9 protein-coding genes and 1 pseudogene are annotated in these 15,554 nt (G+C 34.1%); 4 read left to right on the forward strand and 6 right to left on the reverse strand.

Annotated features, from left to right (window positions below; genetic code table 11):
- Positions 1–16: 16 nt before the first annotated feature.
- The 4 genes from BW942_RS02265 (at position 17) to BW942_RS02280 (ending at position 10,153) form a co-directional block, all read left to right on the forward strand.
- Positions 17–5,821: an alpha-2-macroglobulin family protein gene (locus BW942_RS02265; protein ID WP_001015936.1), complete on the forward strand. Its 5,805-nt coding sequence runs from the start codon at positions 17–19 to the stop codon at positions 5,819–5,821.
- A gap of 205 nt (positions 5,822–6,026) precedes the next feature.
- Positions 6,027–8,114: a penicillin-binding protein 1C gene (gene pbpC, locus BW942_RS02270; protein WP_002145395.1), complete on the forward strand. Its 2,088-nt coding sequence runs from the start codon at positions 6,027–6,029 to the stop codon at positions 8,112–8,114.
- A 52-nt stretch (positions 8,115–8,166) separates the two neighbouring features.
- Positions 8,167–8,964 (forward strand): AAA family ATPase, encoded by a 798-nt coding sequence (locus tag BW942_RS02275; protein ID WP_000778163.1) that lies wholly within the window; start codon positions 8,167–8,169, stop codon positions 8,962–8,964.
- Between the two features lies 1 nt (position 8,965).
- Positions 8,966–10,153 carry a hypothetical protein gene (locus tag BW942_RS02280; protein ID WP_000470536.1) on the forward strand — a complete coding sequence of 396 codons (1,188 nt, stop codon included), beginning with the start codon at positions 8,966–8,968 and terminating at the stop codon, positions 10,151–10,153.
- Between the two features lie 371 nt (positions 10,154–10,524).
- On the opposite strand, the pseudogene BW942_RS02290 reads toward BW942_RS02280, so the two are convergent.
- The 6 genes and pseudogenes from BW942_RS02290 to BW942_RS02315 form a co-directional block, all read right to left on the reverse strand.
- A pseudogene (locus tag BW942_RS02290) lies at positions 10,525–11,437 on the reverse strand (ketopantoate reductase family protein).
- A gap of 1 nt (position 11,438) precedes the next feature.
- On the reverse strand, positions 11,439–11,636 hold the full coding sequence (locus tag BW942_RS02295; protein ID WP_000553425.1) for a hypothetical protein: 198 nt from the start codon (positions 11,634–11,636) through the stop codon (positions 11,439–11,441).
- 49 nt (positions 11,637–11,685) lie between these two features.
- Positions 11,686–12,435 carry a SprT-like domain-containing protein gene (locus BW942_RS02300; RefSeq protein WP_000491603.1) on the reverse strand — a complete coding sequence of 250 codons (750 nt, stop codon included), beginning with the start codon at positions 12,433–12,435 and terminating at the stop codon, positions 11,686–11,688.
- Between the two features lie 7 nt (positions 12,436–12,442).
- On the reverse strand, positions 12,443–14,440 hold the full coding sequence (locus BW942_RS02305; RefSeq protein WP_001982183.1) for an ATP-dependent helicase: 1,998 nt from the start codon (positions 14,438–14,440) through the stop codon (positions 12,443–12,445).
- 1 nt (position 14,441) lies between these two features.
- Positions 14,442–14,912, reverse strand: a complete 471-nt coding sequence (locus tag BW942_RS02310; RefSeq protein ID WP_000842388.1) for an FKBP-type peptidyl-prolyl cis-trans isomerase — start codon at positions 14,910–14,912, stop codon at positions 14,442–14,444.
- Positions 14,913–14,995: 83 nt separating this feature from the next.
- On the reverse strand, positions 14,996–15,349 hold the full coding sequence (locus BW942_RS02315; protein ID WP_000708679.1) for an LIC14007 family protein: 354 nt from the start codon (positions 15,347–15,349) through the stop codon (positions 14,996–14,998).
- Between the last annotated feature and the right edge of the window lie 205 nt (positions 15,350–15,554).

Raw genomic sequence — 15,554 nt, forward strand, 5'->3', positions numbered from 1 at the left:
TCTCGGGAGAAACCCTTTGAACCATCTTTTTCAAACTAAATTGATTTTATTATTAAATTCATTCACTTTTATCTTATCCCGAAGTTCAATTTCGTTTTATCTAAAATTACGATCTATAAAAATCGACTCTTTGAAAAACAATTTTTACTTTTTTCAAAAAGTTAATTTTTTTATATTTTATATTTGGAATCAACTCGTAAAAAAAAATGCTTTTGTCTGTGGTAGTCTTCTTTTCTTTTTTGCATTTTCCACACTGAACGCACAGATAAAAATAGAATTTTCTCCAACTGGAGAAGTTAAAAAACCCTCTCAAATCAGAGCTCGTTTTTCCGAATCGATGATTCCTCTCGGAAATCCTAAATTTTCCTTGTTTCCTTTTGAGATCCGTTGTCCTTTACAAGGCACACAACGTTGGGTAGACGATAAAAATTGGGTTCTTGAATTTCCGGAATTACTTCCAGGCGGAATTGAATGTACATTTGAAACTAAAAAGATAAAGTCTGTTGCTGGAAATTTTTTAAATGAAGGAGAAAAGTTTTCCTTTTTTACTGGAGGTCCTGAGATCGAAGAAAATCATACCTTTCCTTATGAAGGTGTATATATAGACGAAGATCAAATTTTTATTTTAAATTTGGATACAGATATAGATCGCTCTTCTGCAAACGATCACATCTACTTTGTGGTGGAAGGTCTTAAAGATAAAATAGGTTTTAGTTATGTAAAAGATTCTGTAGAAAAAGAAATTTTAAAAGTCAGAACCATCCAAAAAACAGATCGTATGATTTTAATCAAACCGGATCAGAAATTTCCAAGCGGTCAAAAAGTTTATCTCGTTTTAGAAAAAGGTTTAAAATCTAAATCCGGAGTTCCTAGAAGTTCTACAAGAAAAATTGAATATTCAGTAAGACAAGCATTTAGAGCAGAATTTAGTTGTGATCGTGTAAACGCAAAGGCGGCTTGTATTCCTTCTTTACCCTTAACTTTAAGATTTAATTCTCCCGTATCGGTAGAAATTCTTAAAAAAATCCAACTTCAGACAAACGATGGAAAGACGATTCCTGTAAAAGTTTTTTCCGAAAATGGAGACCACCAATACGACGTAAGTTTTCCAGTTCCTCTTTCCCCTAAGTCTAAGTTTCAAATTCTTTTGCCTCCTGGTATCAAAGATGATTCTGGAAGAACTCTTTCCAACCAATCTTCTTTTCCTCTCACGGTATTTACGGATGATTATCCTCCTCTTTTAAAGTTTGCTTCTACGTTTGGAATTTTAGAAAGATTTCCAGAAGCGGTTCTTCCAGTTACAATCCGAAATTTAGAAGCGGAGAATCCAGTTCGTCTCTATCAAGTAAAAACGAGTCCAGACACACAAGACAAACTCAAAGAACAATTCGATAAGTTAAAAGAAAAAGGAAAAGAAATTTTAAATTGGGCAATCGGAAAAGAAGAAAAAGAAAAATCAAATCCACCTAAACAATTCACTGGAAAAGAATTGATTTTAGGATCCGGAGAAATCGCAGAAATTCTTCGTTATCTCAAAACGATAGAAAACTTAGATTCTAATAAATCCATCTTTGATCCTTCTCAAAATCAGCCTACAACCAATGATATAAAACTTCAAAGCAATCACGGCGCTCGTCGTTTTGAAGTAGTTGGAATTCCTTTAAAAAAATCTGGTTTTCATGTAGTGGAAATGAAATCAGATGTATTAGGAAATTCTTTATTAGGAATCAATCAACCTTTTTACGTTAGGACTGCCGTCTTGGTAACTAATCTTGCGCTTCACTTTAAATGGGGGAGCGAATCCTCCTTGGTTTGGGTTACAAAACTAAACGATTCCAAACCAGTGCCTAACGCAGACATACAGATTTTTAATTGTAAGAATGAAAAGATTTTTACAGGTAAAACCGGACCTTCCGGAACACTTATAACCAAAGGGATTTTAAGTAAAAATAAAATTCCACATTGTTCGTGGAAATCCTACGAAAATGGTTTGTTTTTGACCGCCTCTTTTGAAGACGATTTTACATTCACACATACTGGCTGGCAAAACGGAATTGAAAATTGGAGATTTAATCTACCTTCGGGAGATTACGGAAATGAAAACGTAGTATTTCATCCTATTTTAGATAGAACCTTGTTTCGCGCCGGAGAAATCGCATCTATAAAACTTGTTTCTAGAATTAAAAAATCTTTTGGATTTGAAATTCCAAGTCAAAATGAATATCCTGCGTTTGCGAAATTAGTCCATTCTGGAAGTAATAAAGAATATTCCATTTCTTTAAAGTGGAATGGAGAAGGTACCAGTTCTTTTCAATTTAAAATTCCAAAAGAAGCTAACCTAGGAACTTATCAAATTTTATTACCAGGAGAGGGTTCCATCGGAGAATTCAGAGTAGAAGAATTTAGGGTTCCTCTGATGAAAGCAGAAATACAAATCTCCGGTTCTAATATTAATCCGTCTAAACTTGGAATTACTGGAAGCGTTCGTTATCTTTCTGGAGGAGGAGCCGGTAAACTTCCGGTTCTTTTAAGGACCAGAGTTACTTTAGAAAGTGGCGCGTATTTTCCGGATTATTCTGAATTTTCGTTTAGCAACGGCAAGGTGAATCAAGAAGAAATCAGCGAAGAGTCTAACACCGGTTTTACGAAAACCCAGCTTACACTGGATGAAAAAGGTTTTTTTGAAAGTACGGTTCGATCAATTCCAGAATCCGATACAACTCAAAAATTAGAAACCGAACTAGAGTATAGAGATCCAAACGGCGAAATTCAAAGCGTTTATAGATCTTTTCCAATTTATCCTTCTCAGTATCATATTGGAATTACCTCCGAAGGTTGGGCTGCGGTTCAAGATTCGGTAAAATTAAAAGTTGCCGTTTTAGATTTAAAAGGAACTCCAATAGAAGGAAAAAAAGTAAACGTAACTGCGTTTACTAAAAAATACTATTCTAACCGAAAACGTCTAGTAGGTGGTTTTTATAGTTACGAACATAAGTCCGAAGTAAAAGAGTTAGGCGAGTTTTGTTCCGGTAAAACAAACTCAAAAGGATTATTCTATTGTAATGGTTCTTTAAAAACAACAGGCGAAATTTATTTTGAGGCCTCTCTTTCCGGAGAAGAAATAAAGGCAAATTCCTCAGTTTGGATTACTGGAAAAGACGATATTTGGTTTGCCGCGAGCGATCACGATCGTATGGATCTTATACCAGAAAAAAAAGAATACCAAACCGGTGAAAAAGCAAAATTTCAAGTAAGAATGCCTTTTCGAGAAGCAACCGCTCTTGTTACTGTAGAAAGAGAAGGAATTCTAAATTCTTATATTAGAAATTTAAGTGGTAAAGAACCTGTCATTGAAGTTCCGATCGAAAGTTCTTTTGCGCCTAACGTATTTGTTTCAGTTTTGGCAGTTAGAGGAAGGGTAGATAGTCCAAAAGAAACCGCGCTCGTTGATTTGGCGAAACCATCTTTTCGATTAGGTATGGCACAGATTCGAGTCGGTTGGAAACCATTTGAAGTTCCGGTTCGTATAGAAACGGATAAAACTGTTTATGGAACAAGACAAAAAGCAAAAGTAAAAATTCAGATCGATCATCCTTCCATACAAGTAAAGAAAAATTCTAAAATAACGTTAGCCGCTGTTGATCAAGGTCTTTTAGAATTAAAATCTAACAATACGTGGGATCTACTCAAGGCAATGATGAATCAACGTGGAAATTCAGTACAAACTTCCACGGCACAACTTCATGTTGTAGGAAGAAGACATTTCGGATTAAAAAGCCTACCTCCAGGAGGAGGAGGTGGTGGAGCTACTACCAGAGAATTGTTTGACACTCTTCTTTTTTGGAAACCGGATTTAAAACCGGATGAAAACGGATTTTTAGAAGTAGAAATCCCTTTAAACGATTCATTAACTTCTTTTAAAATAGTTGCAATCGTCCATTCAGGAAAAGATAAATTTGGTTCTGGTTCTACACAGATACGAACTACAAAAGATGTACTCATCTATCCTTCCATTGCTCCTTTTGCCAGAGAAAAAGACGAAATTCTAAGTGGAATTTCTCTTAAAAATACTACCGAAAGAAATTTAGAATTAGAGATTAGTCCGAGAACATCACCAGATCTTAAATTAGAAACTAAGAATATTCAATTAAAAGCGGGGGAATCTACAAACGTCTATTGGAACTTATCAATCCCTATTCAAAAAGAAGAAATTGTATACGAGTTTCAAACCAAAGAAACCAATGGAACTTTTACAGATTCGGTTCGTTTTCGTCAAAAAGTTGGGGAATCAATTCCTGTCAGAGTTTTACAGTCTACTTTTAGAAGATTAGAAGATGGTAAACTTAGCCTTCCAATCCAAGAAAATCAAGAAGCAATTGCCGGAAGCGGACAAATAGAAGTCAGTCTAAAATCCTCTCTTACGGGTGGAGCGATTCTTTCTTCAAAAGAATATATGAATCGTTATCCTTACTCTTGTCTGGAACAAAAACTTTCCAAAGCAATTTCATCCGAAAAAGATTGGGATCAAATCATGAATCAATTAAACACCTATTTGGACGGAGATGGACTTTTAAAATTTTTTCCTATGTCTTTGTATGGAAGCGAAATACTAACCAGCTACGTATTGATTCTTTCTTCGGAATCTGATAAAAAAATTCCAGAAGAAATCCAGAATACGCTTTTAGAAGCTTTGAATCGTTATACCAACGGATTGATCTACAGAAATAGTTATATCTCTAATACTGATTTTCTACTGAAAAAAATTATCGTGCTCGACGCGCTATCTCGTTTTCAAACGGTAGGAGACGATGTAATTCGTAGCATTCAAGTCGATCCCAAAATTCTTCCTACAGATATTCTAATCAGTTTGAGAAATATATATTCAAAATCTAGAATATATAAAAATCAAATTTCTCAATTAGATATACTTCTAAAATCTAGATTCAGAGTCCAAGGAACTTCTTACAATTTTGTAGATGAAACTGGCCTTTGGTGGCTTTTATCTTCCAACGATTCTACCGTAATGAGAATTATTCTTTCGGTTGTAAAAGATCCAAATTGGAAGGAAGATCTTCCTCGTTTAATTCGAGGAGCAATTTCTAGACAATTCAAAGGACATTGGGATATTACTCCCGCAAACGCGCTCGGAATTTTAGCCTTCCAATCTTATTCAAAACAATTTGAAAAAGATTCTGTAGAAGGAACTACTGTGGTTACTTTAGAAAACAATTCAAATACATTGGAATGGAAAAATCAAAAAGAACCTAATAAACTCACGCTTCCAATGCCGCATAACGCTCAAAATTTAGAATTCGTTCAGAATGGAAACGGAAAACCGTACGTTGTAATTCATACAAAGGCCGCACTTCCTTTAAAAGAAAAACTAGAAAGTGGAATGAGATTGGAAAAAGAAATTCTAAATGAATCCGGAAATAAAAAGACCAGTTTTCAAGAAGGAGATATTGTTCGTGTACGTTTAAAAATTTATACCGAATCTGATCTATCTTGGATTGCAGTCAGAGATCCAATTCCTGCGGGAGCAAGTATTTTAGGCTCCGGACTTGGAAACGATTCTCGTTCTGGATCGGAATTGACAAAAGAAGAAAATTGGTGGTCATCTCCTACTTTTATAGAAAGAAAATGGGAAGGTTATACCGCATACTTTGAATATTTACCCGCAGGGTCTGTGACTTTAGAATACGTATATCGAATTAACCAAACTGGAAAATTTATATTACCTCCTACTAGGGTAGAAGCGATGTATCTTCCGGATCAATTTGCAGAATTACCAAATTCGGATCAAATGATCACCAAGGAATAGGTTTTAGATTGAACACTATTTTTTTAAAATAAAAATGTGATAGTTCGCTTGATCCTATAAAATTGAGTATCATCAATTTTCATCAGAAAACATCACTTTGATAATAAATTTTAGATACTCTTCTATATGGTTCTTGAGCAAATAGAGTTTTTAAAATTCAGAAATGATTCAAAGAACTTTTATTAAAATAAGAATTATGCCTAAAATGATACGATTGATTTTATGGTTATTGAGTATATTCTTATATACAAATTTACTTTTTTCAGAAGAAGAAAAAAATACAGAAATTCCTTCTTATAAAGAAATTAGAAATTCGTACCGGCCATCCGACGGAGTAATTTTAGATCATCACGGAAGAATTTTACAAACCATACGATGGAATGTTAGAGAAAGAAAACTTTCTTGGACGGAAGAAGGAGAAATTCCAGAAACTTTTCTACTCGCCTTATTTTTACAAGAAGACAAACGTTTTTTTGAACATTCAGGAGTAGATCGGATTGCAATTTTAGGTTCTATTAAGGACCGACTTTTTGGAAATTCAAGACGGGGTGCAAGTACTCTTTCTATGCAACTCGCTGGAATTTTTTTAGGAACGAAACCGGGACAAAGAAACATTTTTGACAAATGGGAGCAAATGCGAACTGCTCAAAAAATAGAAAAAACCTGGACTAAAAATGAAATTCTTACCGCGTATTTGAACCTAACACAATTTAGAGGAGAACTGAGAGGGCTTAGAGCCGCGAGCCGTGGCCTCTTTCAAAAGGAACCTTCTACGTTAAGCGACACAGAGTCTATTCTATTAGTTGCAATGCTGCCCTATCCTGGAGCGAGTTATAAAGTACTAGCAAAACGAAGTTGTATTTTAGCAAAAAAAATCCAAAAAGAAGAACTCTGCGATTATTTTGAAAGTGTAGCAAAAAAAGCCACTTCCAAAATAAACAATTTACCTTCCACCGAAGGAATTGCATATCACGTCGCACTGAAAATTTTCAGAGAAAATCCGGAAATTTTTTCTATAGACGGAAAAATTAAAACGACAATCGATTTTGATCTTCAATGGAAAATTACAGAAATTGCAAAAAATAATTTATACGGATTAAAAAAACAAAACGTCTCAGAAACTGGAATTTTAGTTTTAGATAATATATCTGGGGCCGTCTTAGCTTATATAGGAAATTTAGAAGATAGTAACTCCTTTTATGTGGACGCGATCCAGTCAAAACGACAAGCAGGTTCTACTTTAAAACCTTTTTTATATGGACTTGCGTTTGAAAAAGAAATATTAAAACCAAATTCTATTTTAGAAGACAGTCCTGCAGAATGGAATGCGGTTTCCGGAATTTATAAACCTTCAAATTATAGCGATACATATCATGGAAATGTACAGGCCAAATATGCTTTGGCATCCTCTTTGAATATACCAGCAATTCGAGTATTAGATCTTGTGAATGTTCCAGATTTTGTAGATAAATTAAAAGAACTAGGCTTAAATGGTCTAAAGAGAGCTGATTTTTACGGATCTTCTCTGGCTTTAGGGACCGCAGATGTTACTCTTTTTGAATTAACGAATGCCTATAGAACTCTTGCAAATGGGGGAATCAGTTCAAAACCAACCTTTTTTCCATTCGAAGCCAAACGTACAGTTCAAGAAAATTTTAAAGAAGGAAATTTTTGGAATCGGGTTTATACTAAAAAATCTGCAGACACGTTAAGCGAAATTTTATCTGATCGAGAATACCGCTCCTTATCTTTTGGATTAAACAACTATCTTAGTACAAGATTTTTTACTGCGGTTAAAACTGGAACTTCTCAAGATATGAGAGACAATTGGTGTATAGGGTATTCTAAAAAGTATACAGTAGGGGTTTGGGTAGGAAACATGAACGGCAAACCGATGTGGGACGTAAGTGGAGTTACCGGGGCCGCCCCAATTTGGAATACAGTCATCAATCTACTTCAAGAAAGAGAAGAACAGTCAAACAATCTAACTTTAAAGAATTCTTATATTCCTCCAGCTCGTCAACTTACAGAATTGTCAAAGATTCCTAAAATTTTAATTCCTGGAAACGAAACCATTTATGCTCTCGATCCGGATATACCAGAAGGAAGACAGAAATTACATTTTTATGCTTCTCAATTTGATTCTGGATTTAAATGGATTTTAGACGGAAAGTCAATTCAAGAAGCAAAAGAAAAAGAAGTATTTTGGAAACCGGAAAAAGGATTTCACATACTTTCTTTACAAGATCAAAACGGAAAAATCATAGACAGTGTCGTTTTTGAAGTGAGATAGTTTTTATCTTGCAGCAAACCAGCTTCCGGTTAAAATCAATATTGGAATTCTTATGAAACTATCAACTGAAACGTATCTTTTATCTCCTGCATTAGAAGAGGCAATCCTACTTGCCGAAGTGACTTCTCGTCCTCTACTATTAAAAGGAGAGCCAGGAACTGGAAAATCTCTCTTAGCAGAATATTTAGCAGATCAAAGAAAACTACCTCTTTATACATGGCACATCAAATCCATCACCCAAGCCAAAGAAGGTTTGTATTTTTATGATGCAGTTTCTAGACTTAACGATTCTCGTTTTTCAGAAGATTCCGAAAAAGTAAAAAATATAGAAAATTACATACGACTTGGCGCGTTAGGAGAAGCATTTCAATTAAATCAAAAGTCGATTGTACTTATAGATGAGATTGACAAAGCGGACATAGAATTTCCGAACGATCTACTTTTAGAATTAGATCGAATGGAATTTTATATTCCTGAGATTTCCAAACGAATTCAAGCACAACATCGCCCTTTGACAATTATCACTTCTAATAACGAAAAAGAATTGCCTGCAGCATTTTTAAGAAGATGCATTTTTCATTATATAGAATTTCCAGATCCAGAATTTATGAAAAAGATCATAGTTTCCCATTTTCCCGGTATAGGGCATACTCTATTAATCAAAGCCTTAGAAATGTTTTATCTCATTCGTAGAATGGACGATCTCAAGAAAAAACCAGGAACAAGCGAACTTTTAGATTGGATACAAATTTTAGTACACCAAGGAGCAGTTTTAAAAGAAGAAGTTCGAATTCCATTTTTAGGAGCGCTTATCAAAAACGAGGAGGATCTGAGGTTGTTCAGAAACTAAAATGTTTATCCAGTTTTTTTACAGACTCAAAGCGGAAGGAATTCCTGTTACTACGGGAGAATTTTTAGATTTTCTAAAGTTCATTGATTACTATACAACTCATAAAAAAGCGTGGATCGGTTTAAATGAACTCTATCGATTTTCCAGAGCTTGTATGGTAAAAGATATAAAATATTTTGACGCATTTGATTTAGTATTCTCCGAAATATTTGGAGAAAGGGGCGCTTTAAAACCGGAACTCAAACAAGAACTATTTAACTGGTTAAATGAAATATTCGATAATCCTAATAAACTTCCCCCTTCTTTAATTCCTCCAGATCAACTTTTGGAAGAATTAAAAAAAAGGCTCGAAGAACAAAAAGGAGAACATCACGGAGGAAATAAGTGGGTAGGAACGGGTGGGTCTTCTCCATTTGGACATGGAGGAAAAAATCCAGAGGGGGTTAGAATAGATGGGGAGGCGGGCAATCGTTCTGCTATTTTTCAAGCATTAGAAAGACGTTATAGAGAATATAGAACCGATGAACAATTGGACATTCGTCAGATCAAAACCGCTCTCAAAAAGTTAAGAAATCTAAGAAAGGAAGGGGTTTCGGAATTTCATCTTCCCAAAACAATCGACTCTACTTGTAAAAATGCGGGAGATATACAGATCGAATTTGAACGTTCCAGGAAGAATGGGTTGAAAGTTTTATTATTGATGGACACTGGAGGAAGTATGACTTCTCACGCAGAAAGAGTCAATAAACTCTTTTCGGCAAGTCATCAAATCAATCACTTCAAAGAATTTCATTATTATTACTTTCATAATATAATATATGACGCGGTATACCCCAAGGCAAATATGAGAACTCCAATCTCTCTACAAAGGATGTTTAAAAAACATAGTGAAGATACAAAGTTGATTCTGATTGGGGATGCGTATATGGCCCCGTATGAATTGTTAGATTCTACATACGGATATTATCATAGTCGATTTCGGATGAACTTTAGACTTCCTGAAAATCCTGAATCTGGTCTAGATTCTTTAAAAAAAATTCGAAGACATTTTAGGGATTCAATTTGGTTAAATCCAGAACCTATAAAGTATTGGGATGCGCCTACAATCCAGGAAATTGGAAATCAGGTTCCTATGTATTTTCTTTCTTTGGATGGATTAGAAAAAGGAATCAAAAAACTAATTAATTAAAATTAAAAAAGTTATATATTCTAATATATCAAATGTAGAATTTAATTAGAAGATAATCTTTTTAGATTTTATAAAAACTCCTGTAGCTGTAGCTTACTACTTGCACGCATAAAAATAGTGACAAGCTATTAACGGTAGAATTTGCGAAAAAAATAGCTGCATTTAAAAAATGCCGTAAATTCGGGATTTGCAGCATTTTAGAGGAAAGCCAAAATACAAAACATTTAAATTTTTGAAACAATCTAACCTTATTCTATTTATGCATCCGAGTAGTAATATCAATAATTAAAGTTCCAGATATTTTGCGCCGAAACAGAGCTTTGCGATAAAAATTTTATATTCAATAGGATAGAATCACTAAAAACTATAAATTAGCTTTCGTATAAATTCAAAAGAGAGTTGATAGTTTGAATATGCGGAATTTCTAAATTATTTTTTTCAGCAATCCGAATTGTATTTCCAAGAATTGCTTCAATTTCCATAGGCCTACGCTTCAAAATCTAAAAGCATACTAGTTTTATAAGGTTTCATCGTTTTTGTCATCTGTAAAAAAATATCTATCTGAGTTGAAGGAACTTCCGCTCCGTCTAATTTAGAAAGGGTCTGTACCTCTTTCATAATTTCAATTACGAGTTTACAACTATGTGGGTTTTCTAAAATTTCTAAAGTATTTTTACCGCCACAAAGAACACTGATAGGATTGAAGGGCGCGTTCCACATCAGTTTTTTCCAACAAGCTTGACGGATTGTATTTGTATTTTGTGTGGGAACTCCCACGCTATTAAAAAGATTTACTAATTGATCACAGATAAAAGAAGGATTTCTGTTCCAAGATCCAATCGTCAATTCTCCATAATCTAAATGAAGAATTTTTCCAGCATCAAGCCGATTGGCACATACAAAAGCAAGTCCGCTTAAAATTTCATTTTCGGGATAAAGAATAGAAACCGGTTCTTCGATACCAATTCCATTTTGTAAAAGTAAAATTGGTAGATTCGGAGGGATTTTTTCCCCTAGAATTTTTTTCAGGTTAATATCAGGAAGACATTTTAAACAATTTAAAATCAGATCGTATTCTTTTAAGTTTTTGGGAATACTTTCAAAAATCTTTTCTACCTTATAATGAAAATTTCCCCAAGGAACGCTTTCAATTTGAAAGCCATTTCTTTTTAATTCGTAAGAATTTTTTCGAACCCAAAAATCAACCTTACAACCCGCTTGTACAAGTTTACCGGCGTATAGACCGGCGATAGCACCGGAACCTAAAACTAAAATTCGAAACAAATCATCCCGCCTGTGAAAATTTTCTTTCTATCTTTTTTAAAATTTCAGTAATAGCTTGCACGTAACCGTCGTAAACTCCACGGTCATAGTCATTCAAAGAACGATAGTTTAAACCTTGTACTTCTTTTAAATATTTTCTCAATTCTTCGTCCACGTAATTTTTACGAATATATAGAGTTTCGAATACTTTTGGATGCATCGTTTACCTCTTTTTTAGAATATAATAAAATCAGAAAATTCAAAAAACTTCAATGCAAAATCATTTTTCTAAAATGTTTAGATTTAAGCCAAAAGTTTGCTTGTCTATAATGCAAAAACTTTTTTTCTAATTCTTTGAATTCTTTTCCATGGATAATGTTTCTGCCTTTTTTTCTGACAACCGGAAAGTAAACGTGTAGTAATTCATGAAATACTATGTATTCTAAAACGAAATCCGGAACAGATTGGGCGGATAAAATGGGATTGATTACGATCATATTATGTGTTGGATCGTAGTGTCCAAGTCTTGTGGTAGATCTATATTTTCCCCAAAAAATTTCCAAATTAGAAAGATCTATCTTCCAATAAGAATCATTGAGTTTTTCTAAAATGTCTCTCAGTTTTTTGTTCTGAGAAGAAGACAGTTGAACTCGTTTCCGATTTCTATCCGAGCTTATTTTTTGATCAGTATAATTTTCGTAAAACTTCCGGATTGTCTCTTCCAATTGATCCGGAATAGGATATTTTAATAATTTAAATAAAAGTAAATCGATAACCGCTTCTAAATTTTCCAGTTCAGAACTTAAATAAGAAGAATGAATTTTAAATTCTAATTTTTCGGAAGAAACTCGAATCGAACTTCCTAAATTAGAGTAAGGATAAAATTTAATTTCAAATTTTTTTCCTTTCAAAAACTTTCCGTTTGGAAGTTTACAAAATTCAAATATTCTTTTTTCTAAAATGTCTAAAACAAAAGTGGGTTCGATTTTTTCGGTTCGATTTTGAAACTTAGAAAACATAAAGTTTCTAGTTTCCAAAGTAATCTTGAATTCTAGAAAAAGAATCGTTTGTATTTTTTACAAAAGAACCTTGATTTGCAAAAGGATTTTTAGAAACGGATTTTCCAGACATCAACTTTAATTCGTAAATCTTTTCTGGAAATTGAATTTCACTTAAAAAACGAGAAAGTTTTGTATAATACGGTCCAGATCTAGATTGAGCCAAAGAAGGTCTGGTTAGATATAATTCCTTTCTGGCTCTTGTGATAGCTACGTAAAAAAGTCTTCTTTCTTCTTCAATATTCGTATTTTTACTGGAAGGAAAAATACCTTCGGTCGTATTTAAAACGAACACAAGATCGAACTCTAATCCTTTTGCAGAATGAACCGTAGATAAATTGAGTAGGTCTGAATCTGTGTCGTCCGGTTTCATTTTATCTAAACTTAAAGAAGTAGGATCCATTGTAAGATCCGATAAAAAATCACTCAAAGAATTATATTTCAATGAAAATCCTAAAACCGCATCCAAGTCTTCCGATCTTCGTTTGGAATCATCGTAATTTTTTTCCAAAAGAACCCGGTAGTAATCTATAAACTCAGAAACCATCTTTTTTACTTCAGAGTGGGTTTCCTTATACTTTTGATAAAGATGATAAAGAGGGGAAATATATTTATCGATTGTAGTTCCGTTTTCTTCAGAAAGTACTTCGAAAGAACCAGATGATTTTCGAATCTTATCTAAAATAGAATTTGCCTTCGCATTTCCAATTCCTGGAATTAATTTTAACGTTCGAATCCAAGAAACAGAATCTAGAGGATTTACGAGCAACTTTAACAAAGAAAGTAGATCTTTGATATGAGCGGTTTCAATAAACTTTTTTCCACCAAATTTCACAAAAGGAATATTCCGTTTTGCGAGTACAAGTTCGAGTTGATTTGAGTTCCACCCAGCACGGAAAAGAACACACATTTTTTGAAACGGAATTCCTTCCTCTCTTTTTTGCAAAAGGATTTTAGAAATCCCTTCCGCTTCTTCTAACTCGTCTTCGAATTGTAAAACTTGCGGAAGCGGACCATTTTCGTTATCTGTAAAAAGATATTTGTCGTATTTTTCCGAAAAATTTTTAAGTACTTCATTTGCGAGATTTAAAATAGAGGGTGTACTTCTATAATTTTTTTCTAAAAAGATTGTTTTTGTATTTGGGAATATTTTAGGAAAATCTAAAATACCTCTGACGGAAGCCCCTCGAAACGTATAGATACACTGAGCGTCATCTCCAACCACCATCAAATTGGAATGTTCTGAAGCAAGAAGACACGCTATATGCGCTTGTATTTTATTTGTATCTTGAAATTCATCCACCATGATAAATCTGTATTTTTCGGAAAGTGCGTTTCTGACCCCTGGATGATTGGTCAGAAGCTCTCTGGTAAAATAGAGTAGGTCGTCGTAATCTAAAAGAGATTGTTCTTTTTTATAAGATTTATAATCTTCAAAAATTTGAGAAATATCATTTGCTTTTTGTAGAAATAAAGGATAATCTTTTTCTAATATACTATAAAGCGGTTTTCCTGTATTTTGAATTTCACTGTGGATAGATACTAGGGTTTCATTGGAAGGAAATCTAGATTTAGTTTTACCGAAATTTTTTTCGTTTCTTAAAAATTGAAATACATCCAAACAATCAGATTCGTCTAGAATCGTAAACCCAGAAGAAATGTCTAAAACGGGAGCGAATTTTCTCAAAACTCCGTTGCAAAAAGAATGAAAGGTTCCGCCTTGAACCTCGGAGCATTTTTTATTACCGATCATAGAAGCCCTGAGAATCATTTCTCTGGCGGCCTTTCTAGAAAATGTAAGTAACAAAATAGAAGAAGCAGGGATACCGGAGGCAACTAATTGCGCCAACCGACTAACGATGGTTTTAGTTTTGCCTGTACCCGCACCGGCTAAAACAAGTACTGGCCCGTCTAGAGTCAGTACCGCCTCCATTTGAGCCGGATTTAGTTCTTCTTTCCAAGACACTTCAATGATGGTGATGCCCACCTTCTCCGTGAACGTGTCCGTGTGAAATTTCTTCTTGAGTAGCTTCTCTAATTCCTGTAAGTTCTACATCAAAAACTAAATCTACACCAGCAAGTGGATGATTTCCATCTACAATGACAGACTCTTCTTGGAGTTCCGTAATGGTAAAAACCTTATCCGGTTCGTCGGTTTGAAACATCATTCCTATTTGTAAATCTTCATTGGGAGGAAATTGAGATCTAGGAACGTCAAAAATAAGATCTGGATCTTTTATGCCGTAGGCTTTTTCTGCAGAGACGTTGATTTTTTTCTTTTCGCCTGTTTCCATTTTTTTCATCTCTTCTTCTAAACCGGAAATGATATTTCCAACCCCTTCTAAATAAGAAAGTGGAGTCTTACCTTCGGAAGAATCGATCAAATTGCCTTCAGTATCGTGAAGTGTGTAATGAAAAGTAACTACTCTAGATTTCATGGAGAGCTCCAAATGGGGATAAAGTCAAAATTCTGGTAGGAATCTGAATCGTTTCAGAGTAAATTGAGTGCAGTTTAACTCAATCAGAATTTTATTTTAGAATCGTAATGAAAGTAGAATTTATCTTGTTCTCGTTCTTTAAGAAATGTTTCAATTCGATTAGATAAAAAAAACCAAGAATCCTGAGCAAAGATTTCCCGAAATCGATTGGAAAACGAAAGACAATCGTTTTCTGCAAGTTTTGAATCTCCCGTATGATCTAAAAGTAAATTATAAGAAATAATTAAGACGTTTTTTTCTAAACTGTTAGCCAAAGAAGTTTCTAAAACTTTACGAGGTTCTTGAATTAGAATCTTTTTTTTAAATCCATTTTTTGTTACAAATAAAAAGGGCTTCTCCAGCTTTGAGGAAATAATGTCGCCTGAATATATCTTCATACATCCTCCCCTAAAAAGACTAAAAATTCCGGGACGGAATCCGAACCATCATCTATCGATTTTGATTCGGACCCTATCCCAGCAAACGAGCTAGCATTTGAAAGATATTCCGGAAAAACAAGGGTACTTGAGGAGAATGCTGTCCCGGAATCATTCCTGCAAAGAGCCCGGTTCTTCGCTAAAGAATGGATTGAATATAATTATT

This window comes from Leptospira interrogans (genome assembly GCF_900156205.1).
GTDB lineage: Bacteria > Spirochaetota > Leptospiria > Leptospirales > Leptospiraceae > Leptospira > Leptospira interrogans.

Bases quoted from the DNA above. Each gene is read 5' to 3' on its own strand.
- pbpC (WP_002145395.1), top strand. From the start codon at position 6,027: ATGATACGATTGATTTTATGGTTATTGAGTATATTCTTATATACAAAT.
- BW942_RS02275 (WP_000778163.1), top strand. From the start codon at position 8,167: ATGAAACTATCAACTGAAACGTATCTTTTATCTCCTGCATTAGAAGAG.
- BW942_RS02280 (WP_000470536.1), top strand. From the start codon at position 8,966: ATGTTTATCCAGTTTTTTTACAGACTCAAAGCGGAAGGAATTCCTGTT.
- BW942_RS02295 (WP_000553425.1), bottom strand. From the start codon at position 11,636: ATGCATCCAAAAGTATTCGAAACTCTATATATTCGTAAAAATTACGTG.
- BW942_RS02300 (WP_000491603.1), bottom strand. From the start codon at position 12,435: ATGTTTTCTAAGTTTCAAAATCGAACCGAAAAAATCGAACCCACTTTT.
- BW942_RS02310 (WP_000842388.1), bottom strand. From the start codon at position 14,912: ATGAAATCTAGAGTAGTTACTTTTCATTACACACTTCACGATACTGAA.
- BW942_RS02315 (WP_000708679.1), bottom strand. From the start codon at position 15,349: ATGAAGATATATTCAGGCGACATTATTTCCTCAAAGCTGGAGAAGCCC.